The sequence below is a fragment of the Dyadobacter koreensis genome, assembly GCF_900108855.1.
Lineage (GTDB): Bacteria > Bacteroidota > Bacteroidia > Cytophagales > Spirosomataceae > Dyadobacter > Dyadobacter koreensis.
Genome location: NZ_FNXY01000006.1, coordinates 412488 through 437379, shown reverse-complemented (window position 1 = coordinate 437379; position 24892 = coordinate 412488). Strand labels below are relative to the sequence as shown.

Here is a 24892-nt window from a genome sequence, read left to right as displayed (position 1 = left end):
GCTCATTGTCTTTCAGTGTATTCTGGCACTAAACCCAAAAGTTACTTTAACAAGAGCCAAACAAAGGTCCGGCGTTTTTATTTATCGTCTTTTGCGAAAAATTCATAATTGATTGTCCATTTGATCTCTTTTCCCTGCTCAACATTCAGCTTGATATACGGTTCCGGACATGCAGTTGTTGAACAGGCTCAGTATACCAGTTTTTCAATTGGCTGGTCGCTGGTAATTCTAACGCCGGCTCCCGTTTTTAAATTCTCGATTTTGAGATCATAATCTTTTGCTGACTGGCTTAGCCCTTGTATACCGGCGGTGAAAACGTTTTCCTTCTTTTCAAGATTTCGTGTAAAGAGCAATGATTTTTCCTGAACGTTAGCAATCGTACCAAACCCTTTCCCCTCAGCTGCTGCGTCAAATGAGAACGTTGTTTTGATACCGGGACCCGTTGGTTCATTGTCAATCATAAAAAAGTTATGATCATAAACACTCGCTGAAATAGCTTTTTTGCCGACATTTTTCAGACTGTGTTCTAAAACAAGCTCCGGCTTTCCCTTGGTAAGTCTTACGGTTTTATGATAGATGTACGAATAACCCGATTTGTCCGCCAGCTCCTGCGTAAATTCAACCACATCATTTTTCCTTTTCACCGTCCACTTGCCATTGTCAACCACCTCATAATTACGTGCAAACGAATAGGGCTTATCGTCTGGTTTTTTCAGTATCCCAACCCCGATTTTCACGAATTCTGATCCGGTTTGCACGTCATTATATTCCAGCGGCGTAAATTCCTCAACCGGACCACTGATTGCGTCGTGGAGTTTGGGATCATAGTTATCGAACCATTTTCCAAAAAATGTGTGTCCTTTATATTCAAGGCTTGGGATTACGCCGCCCCAGTCAAACCGTGTCCCCTGATAATAGCCATTGTTAACGTCGGGTAGGTATAATTTAGCCCTGATGATGCCATTGGTGATGTCAGCTTCCGGAAAATCAGCGGGTTTGAAAATGGCACTGCATAAGCTGATAACCAAACCCAGGAATATAAATTTCTGTTTCATTTTTTGCATTTTATTATTTTACCAATAAAAGTAAACAAATTATTCTCACGTGGATAAGGCGGATTAGACAACCTGAAAATTTATTGGTCATTCGGATAATCCCTGCCGTCGTATTCGAGCGAGACACTAATGAAGGTTAGAATTCCAATCGTATCAAATCCAATCAGCGGGTTACTTCACAAGGAAATTCGCAGGCACATTCATCCACAACTCTTCCGCAAATTGCGTTGGCGACAGTCTATCGGCAGATAATAATCCTTTTGCACCTATGGTCCATCCTTGTAAATGACCTGAATTAAGCGCATCGTAATCAACCTGATCAGGCCTGCCTGTACCACGCGGTTTTGCTTATCAGTAAATTGACAGTGCATATGCTTACCAAAATCCGCAAACGGAAAAAAATACTGAAATGAAGACGTTAGCTTCGATATTTCACTTTCGGTTATCAAATTATTTATCAAACTGTTTAGCCATAAAATATTAACTATTACAAGTTCAGGATCACGGATAAAGTTGCCCCTTCAACACTCCCAACCGGTAGGACCTATACGATGCGATCACAGCCCACCGGCAGACAATGCCGGACTTTTCCTCCCAGGTTTAAGCTTGGAAGGTTAAGACAGCGGGCATGAAAAAAGTGGCATGTTGTAAACCGGTGCACGCAAATTTCTTGTTTTAGTAATTTTCAATTAGCTGGCTGCTTCGGCTTTTCACTCTAAAAATTGACCAAAACAACAGCTGATCCCGTTGGCAAAGGTTTGATAAAATTTCTCCTTCACACAGGACATGTTTTAGGTTTAGGAATAGTGTTCAAGAAGTTCTTAATCGATTAAACCGAAAGATGCATGATCCAACCGCTATGTTGGTTTCAACATGGATGAGTCGCGTGCAATTAATGTTGCCTCCATCAGGATTTGCTTTACACCTTCTTCCGGGTTTTTAAGTTTTTTCAAAAGAAATTCCACTGCCGTCATTCCCAATAACTCCAGAGGCTGCTTCAGGTATGTTATCGGACAATAATACAGATCAAAAACCTCTGCCTGTCCGAAACTGACTATTCCCAGATCTGACGGCACTTTGAGCATCAATTCATTAATATATTTTAAACCATTGATAGCCAGACCATAGGTTGCAAAAATAATTGCATCCACCGGATCCTTTGAAGAAGTCATTTCATCAATGGCAATCTTTACTTCTGTTTCAATATTCTCAAACTGAACCTCTTTCAGCCAGTTATTTTTAAAAGTAAACTTGTGGTCTTGCAGTGCTTGTTTATATCCACGGATACGCTCCCGCATATGATACATATCCGTTTTGTAAGCGATGATTCCAATCCGCTCATATCCGCCTTTGGCCAGATGAACACCGGCATCATAGGAAGCTTTGTAATTATTCGTTGCTACAAAATCAGTCTGCAAATCGGGGAAATGCCTGTCAAGCAAAACAAACGGAATATTTCTCTCTTTCAGGTAATGAATATGAGGTTCAGAATGTTCGGATGATACAATGATGAATCCGTCAACTTGTCTGGTAATTAACACGTTTAACAAGTCCCAGGCTTTGTCAGCTTTCTCGTCAGAACTTCCTATAATGACTGTATATCCACTTTTTTTTGCCTCATCTTCGACAACACGTGCGATATTTGCAAAAAACGGGTTGGATATATCGGCAAGAATCAGACCAATCGTATGCGTCTTTCCGCTTCTCAGGCTTTTTGCCAGATGATTAGGTTGATAATTCAGCTCTCTGGCGATCTCTTTAATTTTTTGGGCGATCGCCTGCCCTACTCTGGTTTCCTTCTCTTTTCCATTCAAAACATAAGAAACCAATGCCGTAGACACCCCTGCTTTCAAAGCTATATCCTTTAAGGAAACCTTTTTAGCATTCATAAAAGTATAACTTTAAAAGCCTCTTGAAAGTAAGTTTTAATCGTTTAAACAAAAAAATGAAATGTACTATATTTTTTATATTTTTTCAAAGAATAACACCAAATAACTCGAAGCTCATTTTACATTTGTTGGGTACAGTTTAATAACTTACTGAATAACAAAACCGTTGACAGTCAGAATCTCGAAAAGTCGAACATCGCGCAGACCGTACGCCGGCATAGAATAAGCAATAAAATTCAAAAAAAAAGTATTGTTAATAACTGAACAGCAGGGTATTTAGTTACTCATTTTTATACATTTTTTAGAATAAACCAATAAATTGCCAGGCTGCATTTTATCGCTTATTTAAAGATTTTTATACGTTTATCTTTATTTCAGGAATGAAGTTTTTGATTGATTCGTTATTGCTAAAACGCTAACCATTTCCTATTTTGAAATTACCCGTATACCTTGATCACAGTGCCACAACACCAATGGATCCGAAAGTTCTGGAAGCAATGCTCCCCTACTTCCTGGAAAATTTCGGCAATGCGTCAAGTCGTTCACATGTATATGGCTGGACTGCGGAAGAAGCAGTAGATATCGCACGCGAGCAGGTTGCCGATCTTATCGGCGCGCATGCGACAGAAATCGTTTTCACGTCGGGTGCGACTGAGGCGGTCAATCTGGCAATCAAAGGGACCTTTGAAAATTACGCTGAAAAAGGAAATCACATTATTACCTGCGTGACCGAACATCGCGCTGTGCTTGACTGCTGTGAATGGATCGAGCGAAATGGTGGAAAAGTAACCTACCTTCCGGTTGACGAAGCCGGATTGATTGATTTGGATGCGTTAGAAAATGCAGTGACAGCGGAAACGATTCTAATTTCGATACTGTATGCAAACAACGAAATAGGTGTTATACAGCCGGTTGTCGATATTAGCCAAATCGCCAGAAAACACAATGTTCTGTTTTTCACGGATGCAACGCAAGCTGCAGGAAAAGTACCGATTGATGTTGAAGAAGATGGAATTGATATCCTTTCGTTGAGCGCCCACAAATTATACGGGCCTAAGGGAATTGGTGCCTTATACGTGCGCAGGAAAAATCCGAAGGTTTCAATCTCCTCCCAGATTCATGGGGGCGGCCATGAAAAAAATATGCGGAGCGGCACATTGAATGTTCCCGGAATTGTCGGATTCGGAAAGGCTTGCGAACTTTGCCTGGAAAATCTTAGTCAGGAGAACGAGGCTCTTACAAAACTTCGTGATCAGCTGGAAAGGGAATTACTCAAAATTGACGGGACAAAAATTAACGGAAGTATCAAAAATAGATTGCCACATATCACCAATATCGCATTCGAAAAAGTGAATGGAGATAATCTGCTTTTGGAAATATGTAAGGAAGTAGCAGTATCAAGAGGTTCTGCCTGCTCATCGGTTACTTCCAAACCAAGCCACGTTTTAAATGCGATGAAAATCTCCGATGAGCTTGCGCTTAGTTCTTTTCGATTCAGCCTTGGAAGATTCACCACACTTTCTGAAATTGAATATAGTTATAGTACGTTGTCCGAAATTGTCGAAAAACACAGGAATATTGTGAAACTTTCTGTTGTGAAAATATAAATGAAAGAGATCACCGATATTATCGCGGCCTACCAACAGGCACTTAGGGAAGGAAAGAGAATGGCGCTGGCGACTGTTGTTCACGTCGAGGGTTCGTCTTATCGCAGGCCGGGAGCCCGCATGCTGGTTACCGAAGACGGACAGCTGACGGGTGCGATCAGTGGCGGCTGTCTGGAAGGAGACGCGTTGCGAAAAGCGCTGCTGGCAATTTCTCAGCAAAGTAATAAGCTGGTCACTTATGATACGATGGACGATGATGACGATGCAAAATTCGGCGTTCAGTTAGGCTGCAATGGCATCGTTCATATATTATTCGAACCAATCGATCCGCTAAAAAAAAATCATCCCGTCGAACTCCTGATCAAGGCTACCAGGAAAAGAATTAATAGTGTTTTGATCACCTTGTTTTCGATGACTAATCGAACGAACCAGCCCGGAACAGGCATACTATTGATAAGCGATGAATCCGAAATTACTTCTGCTGATGACTTTTCAAAATACATCGGCACATTCACTGCTGATTCTGAAATAGCATTTGAAAACCAGGAATCTATTTTTAAAACCTATTATTTTTCGCAGCAAAAACTAACTGCATTTATAGAGTTCCTTAAACCTCCCGTATCGCTGGTAATCGTAGGCGCTGGAAATGATGCCATTCCACTAATGGGTATGGCAGCACTTTTAGGCTGGACGATTACAGTCGCAGACGGCCGGGCAAATCAGGCCACTATTGAACGCTTTCCTTTGGCGGACAGAATTCTGGTTGCGAAATCTTACGATGTTATTTCTCAGATAGATTGTGATCCCCAGACTGTCTTTGTGTTGATGACTCATAACTACAATTATGATCTTGGTGTTTTGAAACAGTTTATTTTTACCGATACTCCTGTTTATATCGGAAGTCTTGGACCAAAGAAAAAACTTGAAAAAATGTTTCAGGAATTGAGCGAAGAAGGAATTATTCTCACAGACGACCAGAAGACGAGAATTTATGGTCCGGTCGGCCTGGACATTGGAGCAGAAACATCCGAAGAAATCGCATTGTCGGTTCTTGCTGAAATAAAGGCAGTTTTAAATAGAAAAACAGGTACTTCACTGCGTTTGAAGAAAGACGTAATCCATAGCCGATCTGAAAAAAATTCAGCACCATCAAACGAAAAACGTGCTAAAAGAAAAGTTGTAGCAAATGTGGAAGATGAGGGTTCAAATGTATGTGGAATCGGGCCGATGTAGTTTAGATATAAAAGAAAAAGCACCCGGACAATGAACGAATCGAATTGCGGGTACTTTCTTAACTATTTCCAATAAAAACAAACCGGATATGCGACTGAGTGACTAAGTGTTCTTTCAATGCTATCGGTCGGTTAACTGAGCCGTACGCTATACAAGGGCTTCATAATCCGTCGACGCTTTCCGGGTTTATTTAACTGTGCCGACTCCGTGTTTCTCACTTTTGGAAGGAATGGATTCGTACTGTCCTGAAACTGCTCGAAGTCGTCATTTACATTAAAATTAGTCTCCTGAATGTGTTCTGCTGATGATTTCATGATTTTTAGTTTTTGATGATATTGTTTACTTTTAATAAAACCGTGCCTGATGAAGATGACCTAAAATCCATATTTCAATTTTGTGTCCATAAGTAAAATAATTACGATTTTTGACCATACGACGTAACATGCTCTTTGTACATTCCCAGTTCACCCGGGTGATTCCCACGGAAAATTCGCTGAATATCATATTAAAGAACACTCATTTTAAAGAGGATCTTCTGGCAGAGAAGCAAAAAATTTCCTTACATATCGATTATAGTAATCATGAACCGATTCTTTCTGTTGCATTTCAGGAGCCGTTTTATGATTTTCAGGAAAAGCTTACGTCGGGCGATTTTTTGAAAGAGCGAGGCGTGTGGTTAAAAAGCTACAATATTATGATCAGGTTAATTCTGGCAGATTCCGTTATCGGAGACGAGGTTTCCACAAGAACATTTGTTTTAAATTCTGAGGAAAGCAGTAAGCTCAAAGCTGTGCTGGAAAAGTAGAGTTACCAAAAAAGTCAGGCTACATAAGAGCTTTCTGTGCCAATAATCTTTTGTAATCTTCGGCAGTATCCATATCCACATTTCCTAATGGAAAATCAACGGTTGCAAGTCGATCTCTACTTTTAGCAATGATTTTTCTTGCCCCTATATCGCCCTTCAACTCCATCAATTCAGGAAAAATGCTTTCGTCAAATAAAACAGGAGTGCCAGCGATTTCAGAATAGGAACTTGCGACAATACTTTTACCCGATAAATCTTTTTCCCTTATCAAATTCTCCAACAGATCACTTGTAACAAAAGGCTGGTCGCATACCATAAAAATCGCTGATTTCAGGTCAGGCACTTCATTTTTCAAAACAGATAAGCCGCAACGTATTGAGGATGCCATTCCCTCTTCCCATTTGTCGTTGAAAACAATTTTCACGTCAGCATTTTTAATATTCGATTGAACCCGGACATTGTCGGCACCAATGATCACAAAAACCTGATCGGAGACTTTTTTTGCGGTTTGTATGATATGCAAAAGCAGGCTTTTACCCTTGAAAGGCAGCAGTTGCTTTGGCTGGCCTAATCTTGAAGATTGCCCGGCAGCAAGAATAACGATAGCTGTTTCTGTATCCATAACCTGGTGAATTTAAGGGTCGCTAAAGCTTTTAACTCAGGTATAATTGTACAAATATTAAGCCACAATTTCAATACTAACATTTTTCATACCCAAAAAACGAAAGGTTTCAGGTGATGCGTCGAAACACCTGCCTGAAACCTTCATTTGTATGCTGTCGTTACGAAATATTCTTAAAGGCCTCTTCCTCTGTGAATGGCTGATTACGTAGCCTTTTCTTCGTTGCCTTGTAAAAAGCATTGGCTGCCGCAGCGCCTGCCGGTGGCAAAGCTGGCTCTCCAAGTCCGGTCGGCGATATTCCGTTATTTACAAAATGTACATCGACTTCGGGAATTTCGCTCATCCTTATCAGCCTGAAACCATTAAAATTATTTTGGTCCGGAGCTCCGTCTTTAAATGTCATATTTCCATACATCGCGTGGCCAACTCCGTCGACAACGCCACCTCTGACCTGTTGAAGCGAACCGCTTTTATTGATAACAATACCACAATCGACGGCCGCAATAACATTTTTCAGAACCGGTTTTCCTTTTTCTACCACCACCTCGCCCACCTGAGCGACATAGGAACGGTGAGAAAAATACACGCTAAATCCCTGGTGAACACCTTTTTTCTTTCCCCAGTTACTTTTTTCAGCAGCCAGTTTTGTTACGGCCACCATACGGTCGATATCATACTTTATTTCTCCAACCGGAGATTTTTTCGCTTTTTCAAATAATTCCAGACGAAACTGGATCGGATCTTTTCCGGCAGCTTCCGCTACTTCATCCAGAAATGATTGCTCAGCGTAAGCAAGAAAATTGGTGATAGGCGCCCGCCACGGTCCTGTTGTGATCGGAGATTTATGTTCAACTGAATCGATTAACAGATTGTCTACCGCACCTGACGGGAAATTATCTTCTCGCGTTGGATTACCTGAATTCATCCCCACTCCTCTTAATTTATAACCAATCATCTGACCGGATTTATCCAGAGCCGCCTCGAACCTGTAACGCACTGCCGGACGGTACGTACCGCCAGTCATATCATCCTCGCGCGTCCAAATTACTTTTACCGGCGCCTTCACAAGTTTGGAGACGTGCGTTGCTTCGATTGCATAATCGGCGGACAATCTTCGTCCAAAACCTCCACCCTGCCGGGTGATTTCAACTGTTACTTTTTCTGGAGGAAATCCTGTTATTTTTGCCGCTTCATTACGTGCACGATCCGGAGTTTGGGTCGGACCTACCAATTCAACTCCGTCCTCGCGGACATGTGCAAAGAAGTTCATAGGCTCCAACGGGCTATGTGGCAAAAATGGACATTGATATTCTGCCGTTACAACCTTGAAAGCATTCTTAAAGGCCTCTTCGACATTCCCATTTTTTCTGCGAACAGTGGCTTCTCCATTTTCCAGCAACTGTTTGAAAATCCGGTTATGATCTGCAGAACTTTCAAGATCGAATTCTTTTTCGTATTCAATTTTTAGTGCCTCACGAGCTTTTTTAACCTGCCAGGTCGATTTGCCGACAACGGCAACACTATTTTCAAATGTCACAACATCGACAATTCCCGGCATTTTTTTGGCAGCAGCCGAATCCACGGATTTTAGTTTCAAACCAAAAGCCTTCGGGCGCTGAATCAATGCAAACAGCATCCCCTCCCGGTAGAAATCCAGACCAAATAGCGGTTTTCCGGTAATGATATTTTTATTATCGACATTGCGTACGCTCTGTCCGATCAATGTGAAATCTTTCTCCTGTTTTAATTTTATTTCTTTTGGGACAGCGATTTTTGATGCATCTTCGGCAAGCTCGCCATAGGTCAGCGACTTCCCGGAAGTTTTATGAAAAACCTTTCCTTTTTCCGTAGTAATTTCAGAAGCCGGAACATTCCAGCGTTTTGCAGCGGACTCAACCAGCAGATATCTGGCCGTAGCTCCGGCTTTGCGCAAACGCTCCCACGAATGTGGTACAGCCCCGCTCCCGCCCGTCACCTGGCGTTCGTATTTATTTGTATCCAGATTGGCCTGAACCGTTTTTACCAGAGTCCAGTCAGCATCCAATTCTTCGGCGACGATCATCGGAAACGCCGTTTTTATTCCTTGCCCGATCTCCGGATTTGGAGAAAAAATTGTAATAATATTGTCTGTACCAATGCTCAGAAAGCTATTAAAATTGACAGCACCGGCAGCAAGTGCCTCCGGATTCACAACAATTGGAAGTGTTGCCGCATTCGACCAGTTAAAACCTAAAAACAATCCTCCACCGGTTGCAGCAGCTATTTTTAGGAAATTTCTCCTTGATGTTTGTTCTATGCTCTGCATGTTTATTTAGTTTTGGATGCTGCCGATTTCACTGCTTCTTTTATACGGTGGTAAGTTCCACAACGGCAAAGATTACCGCTCATCGTTTCGACAATCTGGGCGTCGGTCGGTTTAGGATTTTTCTTTAAAAATGCAGCGGCTGTCATGATCTGCCCAGCCTGGCAATAACCACATTGTGCCACATCCACTTCCTCCCAGGCCTTTTGTACCGGATGATCGCCATTTTCAGACAAGCCTTCAATGGTTGTTACCTTTCCTTTGCCAACTGCCGAAACCGGCAAGACGCATGAACGAACCGCTTCTCCGTCGAGATGCACGGTGCAGGCACCGCACTGAGCAATTCCACATCCGAACTTGGTGCCCACAAGACCAAGATTGTCGCGCAGTACCCATAAAAGCGGAGTATCTTCCTCCACATCTGCTTCGTAGCTGCGGTTATTGATTTGCAATTTTAATAACGCCATGGTGAATTGTGTTTGTTATATCTATCAAAGTCATTTCAGACAAAAACTAATCTAAATGCGGAAGATTTTTTGAACCCAGGTATGATTCGGAAGAACAGGAAATTGAAAATCTAAGATACACAAAAAGTAAACAAAAAAACAGCGATTCCAGCGAATGAGAAGGGATATAGCTTCTTAACTATATCGGCTTTTTAGCTTCAAAACTCCTGCGGCCTTGGTATAACCTCCTTCGGCGCCGTCCACAAAATGGATGTGTGCCTTATCAGCATCCGGTACATAACACGACATTACGGATTCTTTGCTTACGAATAAGCCATATTTGATTTCACCTGCTTTTTCCAGCTCGTTCAACTCATTTTCCAGTGCAACCCTTTGTGCGCCGGTGCCAGAAATGACGGTATTTATCCTTCCGTCAATGACCAGTGTGTCGGAGAAATCAACGATACTGCTGAGGTAAGTCTTTCCTTCTTTTGTACTGAAATAGTACCAGCCAAACCAAGTCATGATAAAATTATACAGACCGTAAATAAAACGGATGTGTCCAAACTTCACCCTCATTTCCAGATCAAGCTTTGACATGGTCCCTTTCAATTTAAGCCGCGCAATAGAGATCGGCTGCCTCTTTTGAGACGTTCCGTAAATCTCATCCAGTAATTTTACAACCTTACCAAACACAATCCCTTGTTGTTGTTCGTTCATTGCAACCACAAGCAAACTGATTACTTCATCATAATTTTCTGGTGGCGCTATTCTATCCCACCGGCACTGCATCCCTTCAAGATCCAGGTTCTCTTCGTCAGATTTTATAATAGAAAGACGGTGATCTTCACCCTTTATTATTTTCTCTGCAAACATCAGCCCGTTGCCCAGAACAACAGGAATTGAAAAAGTGGCCGAGCTCTTGAATTTGCTCAGTTTAAGTTCATATCCTTGCTTGTAAACTTCGCTGACAGCTAGATACCCCACTCTCAGATCAATTTCAAAATTGTTGAAAGTATTTTCCTTGTGAATTATAAGAGACTGAATTACCGCATTCAATATAGAAGGTGGGATAATGCAGGTTGCCCCGTCGCCTCCGAAGAAAAAAGGTATGTTCAGATGATTTTTGTAGGCAATGTTAAGTACCGCAACAATACATCCTGTCGCAATCAGATTTACAGTTTCGTGTAAACCGCTTTGCACTGCAAGGGTAGAATTTTTTACATCCGTAACAACAATGAGCCAATCGTCCGGCACGCGGAAAAACAAATGATCAGCCCGAAGCAAGTCACTCAGCGAAATCTCATTCACAGGTAACCCCGAATAGAATTGTTCATTCAAAGCATTCATTGTCATGTATTCTGTCAGCTGATTTTAAGTCCAAATTACGAGAGTGGAAGTGATGTTCGATCGATATAACAAAGCAAAAAAATAACAAAAATGATGTTAAACAGGGTTACCAAAATCAATTCTCCCAGCATCCTGCAATAACATTTTTCTAAATTCCGAGGGACTAACACCTTTGTATTTTTTAAATAACTTATTCAGGTGGCTCTCATCGGTAAAACTCATTTCTGCTGCAATTTCGCCGATTCTCATTTCACTGTGAAGAAGCCTGTTTTCTACCATCTTAAGCTTATAATTGATCACATACTGCTGTAATGTTTCTCCGGTTTGCTTCTTGAAATATTTCCCAAGATAATGTTCAGAAACGCCAAAATGTCTGCTGATTAAGTCTGTCCTTATCTTTTCCGGTTCAAAGATATGCTGATGAATATAATGCAAGATATTAACCGCTCTTTCCTCTGTTCCTTCAAAAACCTGTTCAGGCATTATCTTGGCGATATTTCTGGCAACTATGATAATGAGCGTGTTGACCAACTGCTCAATCAGTTCCCGGTTATATAAATCCCGGTTCACATACTCCCGGAAGATACTGTCCACCATCGGTTTTACTAATGCTTTATCTCCCGGCTGCCGAAGTATACAGCCAGGCTGATGGTTGGCATTCTGAAGAATAAATTCAAGTTTTTGCACCCGCTCAGCAGCAAACGGCTGATGCGTTTTGGTATAACTGGATTTTATGTAATGATCGTTAAACCGGATAAAACAAAACTTAGTAGTCGTTGAAACGTCAAAAGAGTGGCAGTCTTCCGGAGTGATCAGAAACATGTGCCCGGCATGATAATTAAACGAACTTTTATTGATGCACTGTTTCCCGGTTCCGGATATAATGTATACCAGTTCAAAGAAATTATGTCTGTGCCCTTCTTTCGGACTCTGATCTATTTCTTTAAAAAGAATCTCAAAAGGCTGATATATATTTTCATTCATAGCAGACGCAATTTACTGATTAATGGCAAAATTATACTAGAAATTACAGTTAAGATCAGTATAATTTTGCATCAAAAAAATATAAAACATTTCAAAATTTATGAAAGCTTACGTGTTAAAAAGTCCCGGAGATGTAGAAAATCTGGTTTTATCAAACATAGAAAAACCTACCATCACTGAAAATGAAGTATTGGTTCAAGTTAAAGCGATCAGTATCAATCCTGTTGACGTGAAAACTCGGCAAGGAAAAGGTATGTATGGCCGCCTAAAGGAGGTGAATTCACTGATTCTGGGCTGGGATATTTCCGGAATTGTAGTAGAAACTGGTTCCGCAGTTACTGAATTTCTGATAGGAGACGAGGTTTTTGGTATGGTCAATTTTCCTGGTCATGGACAAGCCTACGCGGAATATATCGCCGCACCCGCTTCACATTTGGCGACCAAACCCGCAGACATCTCGCATGAAGAAGCTGCCGCTGCAACTTTGGCCGCTCTTACCGCTTTCCAGGCATTGACAACGCATGCAAAAGTTAAGGCAGGCGATAAAGTTTTAATTCATTCTGCAGCTGGTGGTGTAGGACATTTTGCGGTCCAGATGGCAAAACATATTGGCGCTTATGTAATCGGCACTTCCTCTGTCGAAAATAAGGACTTCGTTCTTTCACTTGGTGCTGATCAACATATTGATTATAAAGCTCAAAAATTTGAAGACGTTGTTAAAGACGCTGATTTTGTACTGGATACCATTGGTGGTGACAATATGGATCGATCTCTTGAAACGATCAAAGAAGGTGGAATATTGATTACAATTCCATCCGGCATGGCCGAGTCAATTACTGAAAAGGCTAAGGCAAAGGGTATCAATGGTTTTTTCTTTCTTGTAAGTTCTAATGGCGAAGATATGAGATCTGTTGCTGAACTTCTGTCAACCGGAATTGTGAAAGCGCACGTCTCGCAAACTTTTCCATTCGAAGAAATGGGAAAAGCTCATCTGCAAGTTGAAACAGGAAAAACCAAGGGAAAGGTTGTCGTTACTGTTTAGATGACTAATCAAAACTTCAGGGTAGGCGTTTACGCGCCCTGAAGTTTTCTGAATCCCAATATCATCTTTGAACGCAAAGGTTTCAGCGCAGAGACAACTCGCTGATCTTGTCAAATTCGGTATGCGGAGCCATTGCCCTTACAATTCCCTTTTTATCGACGAGAACAAAAAAAGGTGTTTCGGTTATTTTATATCGATGATTGAAACCGTAAGAATTTGGTACAGGAATGAATCCGCAATTCCGTTTTGGGATGAACTTCCTGCATTCTTCGTCTGTGTTGATGGTTGTTCCCAAAGAAACTATCTCGACACCTTTCTCTTCATTTTGCTGTATAAAATTGGAAATAATCTTAGTGCTTTCCCAGGTATACATTGGCTTTTCATACTTCACCCAAAATCCGAGAAGAATATATTTACCACGAAGTTTTTCAGAATCATAAGTCTTCCCGTCCAGACCTGTCATAATAAATGGCGGAAGCGGCTGCCCGATTTCCGGCATTCCGTCCTCGTCAACCGTCAGAGTAATACCCGTTTCAATTTCTGATTTTGTCTTCGGGATCAATGCGAAGGATGATGCTTTTCCAAACTTGTCAAAAACCGGCTGCGTACGGTATCTGCCCGGATTTTTTTTCAGTAAGTCGTCGTACGCATTATAACTGATACGTTTTCCGGTCGCTTGATTTATTATGACGGTTTCGTCGTTCATCACAAACTGCTGGTTCATTTTCCCCTTACTTCTCAATACCTGAGCCAGCGAAGACTGACTATTTTCAACACACAAAATGAACAGAAGGAATCCGATAAATCTGAAATTCATAGACAATTATTTTTGATATATAACTGACTTTCGTGCTTCAATATTTTAGTAAACGCGTCTTTTTTAGTCCGGAGAATATAAAAAAATGAAGAAAAAAAACTTGGCCGGTTCACAGCCAAGCTTCCCAATGGCAAAAAATAGTTATCGTGGCAGACTTCAGATTCTTGTGAAACCTGGTAGCCGAACCCATCCGTTTTTTATTCTACCACGGAATGACATCATCCAAATAAAAAAATCCACCTGTTGGTCCGTCAGCCGGAATTGTGGCCAGACGAACGCTGGTTTCAGCTCCGTCCTCAGGTGTAACAGGAGCCGAAGAACCTCCCAGTTCCGTCTGAACCCAACCCGGGTGTGCAGAATTTACTTTGATCGCTGTATCTTTTAATTCGTAAGCAAGATGTACCGTAAAAGCGTTCAGTGCTGTTTTTGAGGTATTATAAGCGAACATTTGAATCGGATATATTGGCGATGCAGGATCAGAATGATGTGACAGAGATCCCAGTCTGCTGGATACGTTTACAATCCGGCCGGCTTCTGACTTTCTGATCAGCGGCAAAAGTACCTGGGTACTGAAAACCTGCGCGAAAAAATTTGCCTCCAGTGTTCCTCGAAGTGTTTCTTCTGAAATTTCGGTGGTTGGATTCACATTGGACATCGAAGCAACGGGATCACCCTCCAATGAGACACCGGCATTGTTGACGAGTATATCCAGTTTTCCAAATTTACTTTCAAAATAATTATAAGCATTGGAATAATCCGCTTTATTGTTGACATCAAAAATAATAGAATCAGCCTCAATTCCATCTGCCTTTAATTTGGCAACCGCTTCTTTTCCAGCCGATTCATTTCTTGACCCGATGACAGGAAATATACCTAGCCTCCCTAATTTTTTAGCCGTTTCAAATCCAATTCCGCGATTGGCTCCGCTGATAAATGCTACTTTTTGTGTTGACATGACTTCGATTGTAGATATAAAATTAAATAGTGAATATTTTACTTACTAATAAGTAAGTAATGCTTACAAAAATTTTTACGGCTTTAAATCTTCTTTTAATTGATTTACGATGCCGTCGAAATGAGCATTTCCGATAAGACGAGCTTGTTGCAATCCTCCCGCCAATGCAGAAACGATAACTGCTGCTTTGTTCTCAGGCTCACCTTTGAAGTGAAAATTACCTTCCTTCCTACCCTTGTCGAGCAGTTCAACAAACCAACCTTTAACTAAAACCAGATATTCGGTAGCTGCCGTTTGCATCGATTCGGGCAATTCCTGGTAGTCGGAGGCACTGGCGCCGATCAAACATATCTTATTGTTACTCTCTAAATGTCTCCTGTAATTTTTAAAAAAAAGGTCCAGCTTTTCCCAGGAGCCTAGACCGGAAACATTGAAGATAACTTCCTCAAATGAGATGATCGCATCAGTCAGAATCTCTAATCCCAGACTTTCCTTGCTTGGAAAATGATAATGTACCGCAGCATTTTTAATACCGAGCTTGCACGAAATCTGATGATAACTTAACGAAGGATATCCAATCGATTTCATCAGGTCTGTTCCCAGTTCAACGATTTTCTCTTTAGTCTCCGTTCTTGCTTTCATTATCTTCTTAATTATTGACAAACCAAAATTACTTACTTATTAGTAAGTAAACAAATTTGGCTCAAGATTTTTTCTTTAATTCCCTGATCCCGTTAAATTTTGACACTTAAACAGCATTTCTAGCCACGGATACACAAATTTCACAAAAACATACGCAAACAATTTGTGAAAAATTCGTGCATTCGTGGCAAAAAAGTTTTCAGTAAAATTTAGGAATTGGATTCAACGTCGTGTTTCCGCGCTGGTGCCAGTATGGATAGATAGGTGGCACGTTACTCGCCTCGTCAAGTTTTCTGATCTGATCAGCTGTCAGATTCCAGCCAACAGAGCCGAGATTTTGTCTCAGCTGTTCCTCATTTCTGGCACCGATGACGATGTTAACAACGGTTGGGCGCTGCAAAAGCCAGTTTAACGCAACCTGCGCCACGGATTTCCCAGTCTCGCCAGCTACTTCTTCCATAGTATCGACAATATTATAAAGCAGCTCAAAATTCGTTTCCGGCCCTTGTGAGCCGCCCTGACTTAATCGGCTGTTCTCTGGTTTTGGTTGGTTTCTTTTGAATTTTCCGCTTAACAATCCTGCTGAAAGTGGACTCCAGACGATGGTTCCCACTTTTTGGTCAAGGCCGAGAGGCATCAATTCCCATTCAAATTCCCTGTTCAACAACGAGTAATAAGCCTGATGCCCAACATATTTGGCCCAGCCATACCGTTCCGAAACCGACAACGATTTCATTAAATGCCAGCCAGAAAAATTAGAACAGGCTATATATTGCACTTTTCCACTTGTGACAAGATCGTCCAGCGCCCGGAGTGTCTCCTCCACAGGCGTGTTGCCATCGAAGCCATGCATGTGATAAATGTCAATATGATCCGTGTTTAAGCGACGCAAACTTTCTTCACAGGCCTGAATTAAATGAAAACGTGATGAGCCATAATCATTTGGCCCGTCACCGGTTGGAAATGTTGCTTTGGTAGAAATTAAAACCTGATTCCGCAGCCCTCCCAATGCTTTTCCAAGGATTTCCTCTGCTAATCCTTTGGAATAACCGTCAGCTGTATCGAAGAGATTTACGCCTTCTTCCAGACAAATATTTACAAGTCTCTTCGCTTCCTCCAGCTGGGTCTCGCCCCAAGCTTTAAAGAATTCAGTTCCACCGCCAAAAGTAGCAGTGCCAAAACTTAAAACCGGAACTTTAATACCGGAAGCACCTAATTGCCTGTATTCCATAAGTATCTAACTTTGTAGTGAAGAATGAAAATTATGCGTTGCCTGGCATAACTGTGTTAAAGCCCGCACAACGCTCTGTTTTAACAGAAAAGTGTGAAAGATAATTTCTGTTTAGGAAAAGATAGGAATTAAAATCGGTTTAAACAGGGGCTGTTTACCGGTTCTTTGAAGATCAGTAGTTTGGTAAAAATTTCTAACTTATAAACAAAGGCACAAGGTTAATGCCAAACCATGCTCACTTTTTACTTTTATACTCAAGAAACACTTCAATTCCGGCTTATTTCAATTCACTGCCAGCAAAAGCCAGACATTGCATGGCGGCAAGTCCCCACTGAGCGACAGCATTTGTTGACACACCTTCTGCTTCGTCAATTGGATTTAGTACCAAAGGTCCAGTAAGCTGAGTTACTTTCAAAACCGGCTTTTTGATACCCGCCTCTCCTCCATAAAATTCGCTCCAGGCTCTTGCCGCCAGCACCTTATCCTTTTTGCGCAGCGAAGCAAAAGCTGTCAAACGCGAATGACCCTGTTTCAAATTCAATTTAGTCAGACTTTCTCCCAAAACTGCCTTCTGTTCTTCTGGCGTCGCGTTGTATAATTCACAATACCGGACCCATGCTTTCTCAAATTCCGGAAGCTCAAAAGTTTGAATAAGCTCAGCACAGATTTCAGCGAGGCCGAAAACTGAACTTAAATGAGAAACAGATAATTGCTTTGGATCGGCAGATTCAAACTTTCCGGTATTCAAATCCATGGTGGAAACACCTGTGAAAAAGCCATGCGGCTGACCAGCGATGGTTTCCATACTGTTCAGGAGTTTGGTCTTCATTTTTTCATCACCTGTCCGCTCCCATTCCGTAAGCCATGCTGCCGAGAGAGCTCCCCAGTCAGTACCAAAAGAAATACTGGCAAGTTCTTCTTTTGAATCATTTTTTGGCGCCACTTGTCCAATCTTTCTGCCTGGAATAATTTCTCTTAAAGTACGGTCAGCGTGTATCTGCTCACGCATCAGGTCGCCAACGCGCTCATCTGCGGTAAGATAATAGTAAAAGCGGCGGTTCGCAGCTGTGCTGATTCGTAATTGTTTTGCACTGCACCCCCAATGCTGCACATTATGTCTTGAACCAAGCGGGCTAAACGGCCCGATGTGATGTACATCCACTTCTCCGGTATGCCGCGTCATTGCTTCCGCCATTCTGAAAACATCATTTTTTCCAGTTCGCAGAAAATAGTACCAGAGCCAGAGATCGGTTGATAATTCGGAATTGTCCCAGGCAAATCCGCCTACATCGTAGCGCCAAACGTGCCTGTCATCGTCGTAGGTGTGCATTACATCGCCAAAATTCCAGAACCCATACCAGCGTCTCTGATCAACTTGTTTTTGATAATAATCGAAGTAAAAATCCAGTTGCCTGTTAATCTTTTCCTCCAATGGATTTTTATTGGAAACCGCGCTGAACGCTCCTCCAAAAATTCCAACTTTGCTGTAATAATTCGCATCGCAGATAATCTGCGCCGGATTTTGTATTGCTGAGGCCAGGTTTGAAAGTTCCGCATTTGTTGGCGTTGCGGCTAGAATCTGGATAGATAATTCACTTGTTCGGGCTATCCCGACAGGCCGGCCAAATTCCGGTTCATAATCCTCGTAGGTGATTTCCAGAGCATCACGCTGCTTTTCATACGTATCCTGTCCCATTCCGTCATGGTAAAAACGAAGATCCATGGCAGCAGCTTTGGGAGCCCAGAGCCACATCGTCACCTCTGCAAGTTCTGTTTGAGCATCCCGTATATCCAGCTGTGCCGGATGACTTTGCCAGAAATTTCTTATTCCGAACGCAACACCACCCAAAGGAGATCCCAGATATCCCATACCGGAAGATCTACCGCCAAAAGCAGACTGGATCCATCCGTGCCCACCTTTCGTTCTTTTTTGAATTTCGAATGAATCGGGGGTTGGTTGAAAAAGCGTATAATCGCCAAACGCCGGGATGTAATTTAATCGTTTGGAGACAGTTGCCGGAAATGTTGATGCATCCTGAGTTGCCTTCCCACCAACCTGTGCATCAGACACGGCCTGTCCGGGATCGCGTCGCAAACCTGTCAGCCCACGTACTGCCTCGGAAAAAACGCCATGCTTTTCGCCCGTAAACCGCACGTGGCGATTGTATAGTTCATCTTGCAAAGGAACAGCAAAGCGAACTCCCAATCCGGCTATAAAATCCTTATTCTCATCTCCATCAAACACAATCGTGTGCATGATCCGGATGGCGTCGCTTCCTTCATAAAAATACAGCCGGATGACAAAAGGAAGTAGATTTTTCTTTCCGGTACTATGTTTTCCTTCAATCTTGACAACAGCCCTTACCGGCCCTTTTTGTTCAATCGCTACCGATTCAATCCTGCCGTCAAAAAGTTCTGAATTAACAGATTCTCCCGGTTCGTTCTCCGCCCTATCCTGTACCAATAAAACTAATTTTCCATGCTGCAGAGCTGGTTTCCCGTTTCTCGAAATAGAAGAAATTATGATATTTCCTGATTTGTTTAATTTACAGGAAATAATTCCGGTATCAATATCAATACTTTTACTTGTCTCATCGACTTTTATTTGTTTTGCGGAAGTAGGGGCCTTTCCAGGTTTGAGTGTAAGTCCTTCCGGTAAATTCGCATTCGCTCCAATCGCATGTGCAGTCCACTTCAAAGAGCCATCCGGCCATTGGGCGAGCGGCCAGCTTTGCAGCGAAATGCTTTTGCCATCTTTATTTTCTAAATTCAGGGAAACATCCTTTTTCAAAACACCTTTTGGCCAGGGAACGCCCCAAGTTGCTCCGCTTAGTTTTACCGGAGCTTCGGAATCCAGCCATTTCAACGCAACCGGTTCCGCTGCCGGTGTCTTGCTGATATCACTTTGTTTTGAAAACGAACCGGCCGCTGGAAAAGCGGCGGTTAACAACACTGCATTTTTCACGAATTTTCTGCGGCTGATCGAATTCTTGTGCTTCATCACTGAATATTTTACCTGAAAGTCAATTGGTCCGGTGCACTTTTGCGTATCAATATCCGTTCGTTTACAGACATTTAAGGTGCGAAAAGTATAATCGTCAATGTAAATCTAGGCAAGCGTCCTTTCAGAACTCTCCTGTTGTCTACTGTTAAGATAGATTGAAGTTGTCTTCTCCAATTAACTTTTATCGTTCACCTCAATTGGAAGCTTGTAGGTAGGATCTTCAAGGATGTTTACCGCGATAACTGAGTCAGCATTTTTAAGAAGCAGACGACAATCCTCGCTCAGATGTCGCAGCTGTAATTTCTTGTTTGCTTTTTTGTAACGCTCCGTCAATTTATTGAGCGCTTCGATCCCGCTCATGTCAGCTATCCTACTCTCTTTGAAATCAATAACAACATTTTCAGGATCATTGGCGATGTCAAATTTTTCGATAAAGGCCATTGTTGAGCCAAAAAATAACGGACCATAAATTTCATAGTGTTTTACACCATTTTCATCCTCATATTTCCTTGCTCTGATCCTTTTTGCGCTTTCCCACGCGAAAACAAGAGCGGAAATTATCACGCCGATCAGAACGGCGAGTGCCAGATTGTGAAGCCAGATCGTGATAAGTGCGACAAGAATTCCCACGAAAATATCTTTATTGGGCATTTTATTAATGATCTTAAAACTGCCCCATTCAAAAGTGCCGATCGCTACCATGATCATCACGCCCGTAAGCGCTGCCATAGGAATTTTCTCTATAAGTGGCGCACCAAAAAGAATAACAAGTAATATCGTACAAGCCGCGATAATACCGGATAATCTTGCCCTCGCTCCCGCAGAAATATTGACAAAAGTCTGCGCGATCATCGCACAGCCGCCCATTCCAAAAAAGAATCCATTTAAGATATTTGCGCTTCCCTGGGCGATACATTCACGATTTCCATTACCACGATTACCCACCAGTTCATCTACAAGATTTAAAGTCAATAAACTTTCCGTCAGGCCGACGCCGGCCATAATGAGGGCATAAGGGAAAATAATTTGTAGCGTTTGAAAATTTAAAGGTACAGCAGGAAAATGAAACGTGGGAAACCCACCGCTTACGGAAGCGATATCTCGTACCGTTTTTGTATCAATTTCAAAGCCAAGAACCAGACCAAACACAACAATAATGGCAACCAGAGAAGCTGGCACTGCTTTTGTCAGTTTCGGAAGAACCAAAACGATCGCAATTGTCAAGGCCACCAGACCTGCCATAATATACAGCGGCATTCCTGTCAGCCAGGAAGTCTGACCGTTCGAAATCGTTTTAAACTGTTCAAATTGCGACGTAAAAATAATCACTGCGAGCCCGTTCACAAAGCCGTACATAACGGGTTGCGGCACAAGACGTATAAATTTTCCAAGTTTGAAAACACCAACTAAAATTTGAAAAATTCCGGCCATTGCAACCGCTGCAAATACATGGTCAAGGCCGTGCGATTGCATGAGGGAAATCAGCACGATAACCGTTGCTCCTGCTCCGCCTGAAACCATTCCCGGTCGGCCACCAAAAAACGCTGTCACCAAACCCATAATAAACGCGGCATACAAGCCAGCCAGAGGAGGAAGTCCGGCCAGAATTGCGAAAGATAAGGATTCGGGCATCATTGTCATTGCGACCGTGAGACCTGCCAAAATCTCGTTTTTGTAATCTACTTTTTGTTTGAAATCGAATAAATTGAGGTAACCGGTCATTTTTGCAAAATAAAATTGTCTGCAAAACTAAAAATTAAGTCTGCATAGTTCTTAATTTTTCACAGAACTCGACGATTGATAGCAGTTCAATTTTTCAATTCAGGTTTTCGTTTCAGTAAAAAGAGGATATATCCAAAATCAAGCTTGTTATAAATTTCGAAGCCTGAGTTCTGATACCAAGGTACATTTTTCTCTGTCGATGTTTCGAGATAAACAGATCGATTCATTTGATGGGCATCTTCGATAATTTCAGCCAGCAATTTTTTTCCAAGACCCATATTTTGATTTTCCGGAGCAACGCCTATAAACCATAAATAATAGATACCAGAATCCGGATAATTTTTCGAGATCAATTTTTCACGCCCCAGAACCTTCGGAATGTTGGAAATGCCGGTTGACTTTAAAATCAGTTTAATATCAAGCAGAATCGATTTTAAACTTGTTTTTTTGCGATCTGGAAACGATACTAATGCACATGCGTTTCTGTCTTCTGATAAATAAATTTCACCGAAAAGAGTACAACAATCAAATGAATATGCCATCAGCGCCTCTATTCTTTTTCGTATGAATTTATCCTGTCTGACGATGTAATTCACACTCTTGTTTTCCAAAAAAGCACTGGTCAGAATGTTCACAACCAAATCTTTATCTGCCTCTGTTCCCTTGATCATAATTTAAAAATTCAATGAAACGAATACTTATGATACCTAATCTCAAATTTCTGATATTACAAACAAAAAAGCGTCTCGTTATAGAATCTATCCTTATCGGGCATGTTATTTGCTGGTTTGCCACATCTGTTAATTTAAAAATTGATATGAAGAAATTCATTGCATCAAAAGGATCAAAATGCCCGAGGCTATTCTACACCGCTTTATTTTTTTTGTTAGTTTTCTCCTGTGGATTATTATCAGCACAAAATAAAAACATCAAAGCGGATTCCACTGTTGTCATTCCCGACACCTTGCTTTTCCGGCTGGAAAAATATCAGGCGGCAATTACCGAAATGAATGGTGCGAACAAAAAAGGATATGATGGCGACAAAATAAGGCATGATCTAACGAAAATTCAGCTGAACGTGGCGCAGATCGATTCAGCGATGCAGGTTAACAAAACAATTCCGGATAATAAAAATCTTCTGAATTATCGTTTAATGCTAACTGACGCGCAGCTTAAAACGGCTTCCTGGCGCAAATCCTTGTCCAAATACAATTCCGAACTACAACGTATGTCCGAGGAGGTTATCCGATTCGGAAGAGATTCTCTACTGATTGTAGACAGCAGCGATACGACACAGCGAAAATTATATGCACAACAAATTGATGATCTAAGAGTTCGACTCCAAAATACGGGAAAAGTTACAGTTGCCAATCTGGATACCGTTAGCCGGCTTCTTGCAGATGTCTCGACTCTTTATTTTCAAACAATTGACTTACAAACCGTTGTCGATGATTACATCAGAGAATCTGGAAAAAACGTTTTAAGCAAAGAATATCGTTATCTCTGGAATGCACCGAAGACGAATAATTCTGATAATATTGGAAAACTTATAAAAACCTCATACTTCGGCCAGGATAAGATCTTGCGTTATTTTTTCAATTCGACCTGGGATAACAGGATTCTACTGCTCCTTGTTTGCGCAGCTTTTTTCTGGTGGGTATATATTAATTTTCGTCTGGCTTCTCAGCCGAAACTTTCAGCCAGCATCGGAGAATTACAGTTTAGTTACATCGCCAGAGTCCCGATCCTTTCGACACTGGTTGTTTTATTTAATCTGACGCCCCTTTTTGAGCCGGATTCTCCGTCTATTTACATTGAATTGAATCAGTTTCTGTTACTTGTTACACTCAGTATATTTTTGTTCCGGCGGTTACCTAAAACCCAGTTGCGCGTCTGGTTTACAATTTTAGGATTATATACCCTTGTCATTTTCACCAACGCATTTGTTAATGAAACACTTCTGTTAAGATCTTTACTGATCTTGCTGAATGCCCTATCGATATATTTTGGAATCTGGCTTTACAGAAAGATGCAGGAAGCAAACTTTCATAAAAAGTTCATAAAGCCGGTCGTTGTTATTTATGTAATTCTTAATTTATTGGCTGTGTTATTGAATATTTTCGGACGAATCAGTCTGGCTAAATCTTTCCATTTAACAGCGATCAGCGGGCTTGTGCAAATTTTAAGTCTCGCCGTTTTTGTTCAGATTGTCGCCGAAGCGATGGAATTGCAGATCAAAGTCAGTTCTTGTTCGGGAGGGATTTTTTCGAGGATTAATGTCGCAAGCAGCCGCGCAAAGTTTACTAAAATGCTGTCTTTTATATCGGTATTGCTTTGGATTCTGGTGTTCGCGATCAACCTGAACATCATTGACTCTATCGTCGACTTGTTACAGCAACTTCTTCTAAAACCACGGACTATCGGGAATATCACGTTCTCATTAGGGAATATACTATTTTTTGCGGTTATCATTTATTTATCCAATGTTCTTCAAAAGAACATCGGAATACTTTTCGGCGAATCGGACAGCAGCTTTGGCAGCACGGCGGTGGAAAAAAATTCAAAACTTGCGCTCGTTCGGCTCGTTATTATTGTAATCGGATTTCTTTTTGCGATAACCGCTTCCGGCGTTCCGCTCGACAAAATAACTGTTCTGCTTGGAGCGCTGGGAGTTGGTATCGGGCTCGGTCTGCAAAACATTATTAACAACTTTGTTTCAGGAATCATCCTGATTTTTGAGAAACCCTTCAACATCGGGGATTATATCGAATTGGCCGACAAAAAAGGAAAGGTGCTTGATATTGGAATCCGGTCGAGCAAAATGCTGACCTCGCAAGGTTCGCGGGTTATCATTCCAAATGGTGACCTACTGTCAGGAAGACTGACAAATTATACGCAGAAAAACGCTCAGCTTAAAAGCGAAATTCTGTTCAAAGTAAACGTTGAATCCGATCTTGACCTGGTAAAAAAACTGGTCACTGAAACGGTTGACAAGTCGGAGGATATTATTAAAAATGCTCCACGCCAGATTCTTTTTAATAGTATTGGTGCGGATAACGTCGAATTAAAAATTCTCGTCTGGGTAAAAAGTGTTTATGTGGAGGCTGGCTTCAAAAGTTATGTCCTGGAAACGCTTTATCGAAAGTTTAAAGAAAATAATATCAAGGTGATGTAATTTCACCTTGA

The 24892-nt window shown here is 41.6% G+C and carries 20 protein-coding genes; 5 read left to right on the top strand and 15 right to left on the bottom strand.

Annotation, left to right across the window (positions count from 1 at the left end; all coding sequences use genetic code 11):
* Positions 1-188 precede the first annotated feature (188 nt).
* Entirely contained in the window at positions 189-1055 is an 867-nt protein-coding gene (locus tag BMY70_RS20520; protein ID WP_310590648.1) for a hypothetical protein, read from the bottom strand.
* A gap of 857 nt (positions 1056-1912) precedes the next feature.
* Positions 1913-2944, bottom strand: a complete 1032-nt coding sequence (locus tag BMY70_RS20510; protein ID WP_090338151.1) for a LacI family DNA-binding transcriptional regulator — start codon at positions 2942-2944, stop codon at positions 1913-1915.
* A 431-nt stretch (positions 2945-3375) separates the two neighbouring features.
* Here BMY70_RS20510 and BMY70_RS20505 point away from each other — a divergent pair, with 431 nt between their 5' ends.
* Positions 3376-4551 (top strand): cysteine desulfurase family protein, encoded by a 1176-nt coding sequence (locus BMY70_RS20505; protein WP_090338150.1) that lies wholly within the window; start codon positions 3376-3378, stop codon positions 4549-4551.
* On the top strand, positions 4552-5784 hold the full coding sequence (locus tag BMY70_RS20500) for an XdhC family protein (protein WP_090338149.1): 1233 nt from the start codon (positions 4552-4554) through the stop codon (positions 5782-5784).
* 131 nt (positions 5785-5915) lie between these two features.
* Here BMY70_RS20500 and BMY70_RS20495 read toward each other — a convergent pair whose 3' ends face one another.
* Positions 5916-6098: a hypothetical protein gene (locus tag BMY70_RS20495; RefSeq protein WP_090338148.1), complete on the bottom strand. Its 183-nt coding sequence runs from the start codon at positions 6096-6098 to the stop codon at positions 5916-5918.
* Positions 6099-6226: 128 nt separating this feature from the next.
* On the opposite strand from BMY70_RS20495, the gene BMY70_RS20490 reads away from it, so the two are divergent.
* The gene (locus BMY70_RS20490; protein WP_090338147.1) at positions 6227-6589 is read left to right on the top strand and encodes a hypothetical protein; all 363 of its coding nucleotides are present in this window, start codon (positions 6227-6229) and stop codon (positions 6587-6589) included.
* 19 nt (positions 6590-6608) lie between these two features.
* Here BMY70_RS20490 and BMY70_RS20485 read toward each other — a convergent pair whose 3' ends face one another.
* The 5 genes from BMY70_RS20485 to BMY70_RS20465 form a co-directional block, all read right to left on the bottom strand.
* Positions 6609-7211: a nucleotidyltransferase family protein gene (locus BMY70_RS20485; protein WP_090338146.1), complete on the bottom strand. Its 603-nt coding sequence runs from the start codon at positions 7209-7211 to the stop codon at positions 6609-6611.
* A gap of 160 nt (positions 7212-7371) precedes the next feature.
* The gene (locus BMY70_RS20480) at positions 7372-9516 is read right to left on the bottom strand and encodes a xanthine dehydrogenase family protein molybdopterin-binding subunit (protein ID WP_090338145.1); all 2145 of its coding nucleotides are present in this window, start codon (positions 9514-9516) and stop codon (positions 7372-7374) included.
* A 2-nt stretch (positions 9517-9518) separates the two neighbouring features.
* A complete protein-coding gene (locus BMY70_RS20475; protein WP_090338144.1) occupies positions 9519-9980 on the bottom strand; it encodes a (2Fe-2S)-binding protein in 462 nt (153 codons plus the stop codon).
* A 174-nt stretch (positions 9981-10154) separates the two neighbouring features.
* Positions 10155-11309 carry a DUF3095 domain-containing protein gene (locus BMY70_RS20470; RefSeq protein ID WP_090338338.1) on the bottom strand — a complete coding sequence of 385 codons (1155 nt, stop codon included), beginning with the start codon at positions 11307-11309 and terminating at the stop codon, positions 10155-10157.
* A 96-nt stretch (positions 11310-11405) separates the two neighbouring features.
* Positions 11406-12293, bottom strand: coding sequence for an AraC family transcriptional regulator (locus BMY70_RS20465; protein ID WP_090338143.1), 888 nt, complete (start codon positions 12291-12293; stop codon positions 11406-11408).
* A gap of 100 nt (positions 12294-12393) precedes the next feature.
* On the opposite strand from BMY70_RS20465, the gene BMY70_RS20460 reads away from it, so the two are divergent.
* Positions 12394-13335 carry an NADP-dependent oxidoreductase gene (locus tag BMY70_RS20460; RefSeq protein ID WP_090338142.1) on the top strand — a complete coding sequence of 314 codons (942 nt, stop codon included), beginning with the start codon at positions 12394-12396 and terminating at the stop codon, positions 13333-13335.
* Positions 13336-13417: 82 nt separating this feature from the next.
* Here BMY70_RS20460 and BMY70_RS20455 read toward each other — a convergent pair whose 3' ends face one another.
* The 7 genes from BMY70_RS20455 to BMY70_RS20425 all read right to left on the bottom strand — a co-directional run bounded on the left by BMY70_RS20455 (position 13418) and on the right by BMY70_RS20425 (position 22377).
* Positions 13418-14152, bottom strand: coding sequence for a TlpA family protein disulfide reductase (locus BMY70_RS20455; RefSeq protein ID WP_090338141.1), 735 nt, complete (start codon positions 14150-14152; stop codon positions 13418-13420).
* Positions 14153-14354: 202 nt separating this feature from the next.
* The gene (locus BMY70_RS20450; RefSeq protein ID WP_090338140.1) at positions 14355-15107 is read right to left on the bottom strand and encodes an SDR family oxidoreductase; all 753 of its coding nucleotides are present in this window, start codon (positions 15105-15107) and stop codon (positions 14355-14357) included.
* Between the two features lie 75 nt (positions 15108-15182).
* Positions 15183-15749 (bottom strand): TetR/AcrR family transcriptional regulator, encoded by a 567-nt coding sequence (locus tag BMY70_RS20445; RefSeq protein ID WP_090338139.1) that lies wholly within the window; start codon positions 15747-15749, stop codon positions 15183-15185.
* Positions 15750-15948: 199 nt separating this feature from the next.
* Complete coding sequence (locus BMY70_RS20440) at positions 15949-16980, bottom strand: aldo/keto reductase (RefSeq protein WP_090338138.1); 1032 nt, start codon at positions 16978-16980, stop codon at positions 15949-15951.
* Positions 16981-17257: 277 nt separating this feature from the next.
* Positions 17258-19981, bottom strand: a complete 2724-nt coding sequence (locus BMY70_RS20435; protein WP_090338137.1) for an exo-rhamnogalacturonan lyase family protein — start codon at positions 19979-19981, stop codon at positions 17258-17260.
* 177 nt (positions 19982-20158) lie between these two features.
* Positions 20159-21706, bottom strand: a complete 1548-nt coding sequence (locus BMY70_RS20430) for a SulP family inorganic anion transporter (protein ID WP_090338136.1) — start codon at positions 21704-21706, stop codon at positions 20159-20161.
* An 86-nt stretch (positions 21707-21792) separates the two neighbouring features.
* On the bottom strand, positions 21793-22377 hold the full coding sequence (locus tag BMY70_RS20425; protein WP_090338135.1) for a GNAT family N-acetyltransferase: 585 nt from the start codon (positions 22375-22377) through the stop codon (positions 21793-21795).
* A gap of 146 nt (positions 22378-22523) precedes the next feature.
* Here BMY70_RS20425 and BMY70_RS20420 point away from each other — a divergent pair, with 146 nt between their 5' ends.
* Complete coding sequence (locus BMY70_RS20420) at positions 22524-24881, top strand: mechanosensitive ion channel family protein (RefSeq protein WP_090338337.1); 2358 nt, start codon at positions 22524-22526, stop codon at positions 24879-24881.
* Positions 24882-24892: the final 11 nt, after the last annotated feature.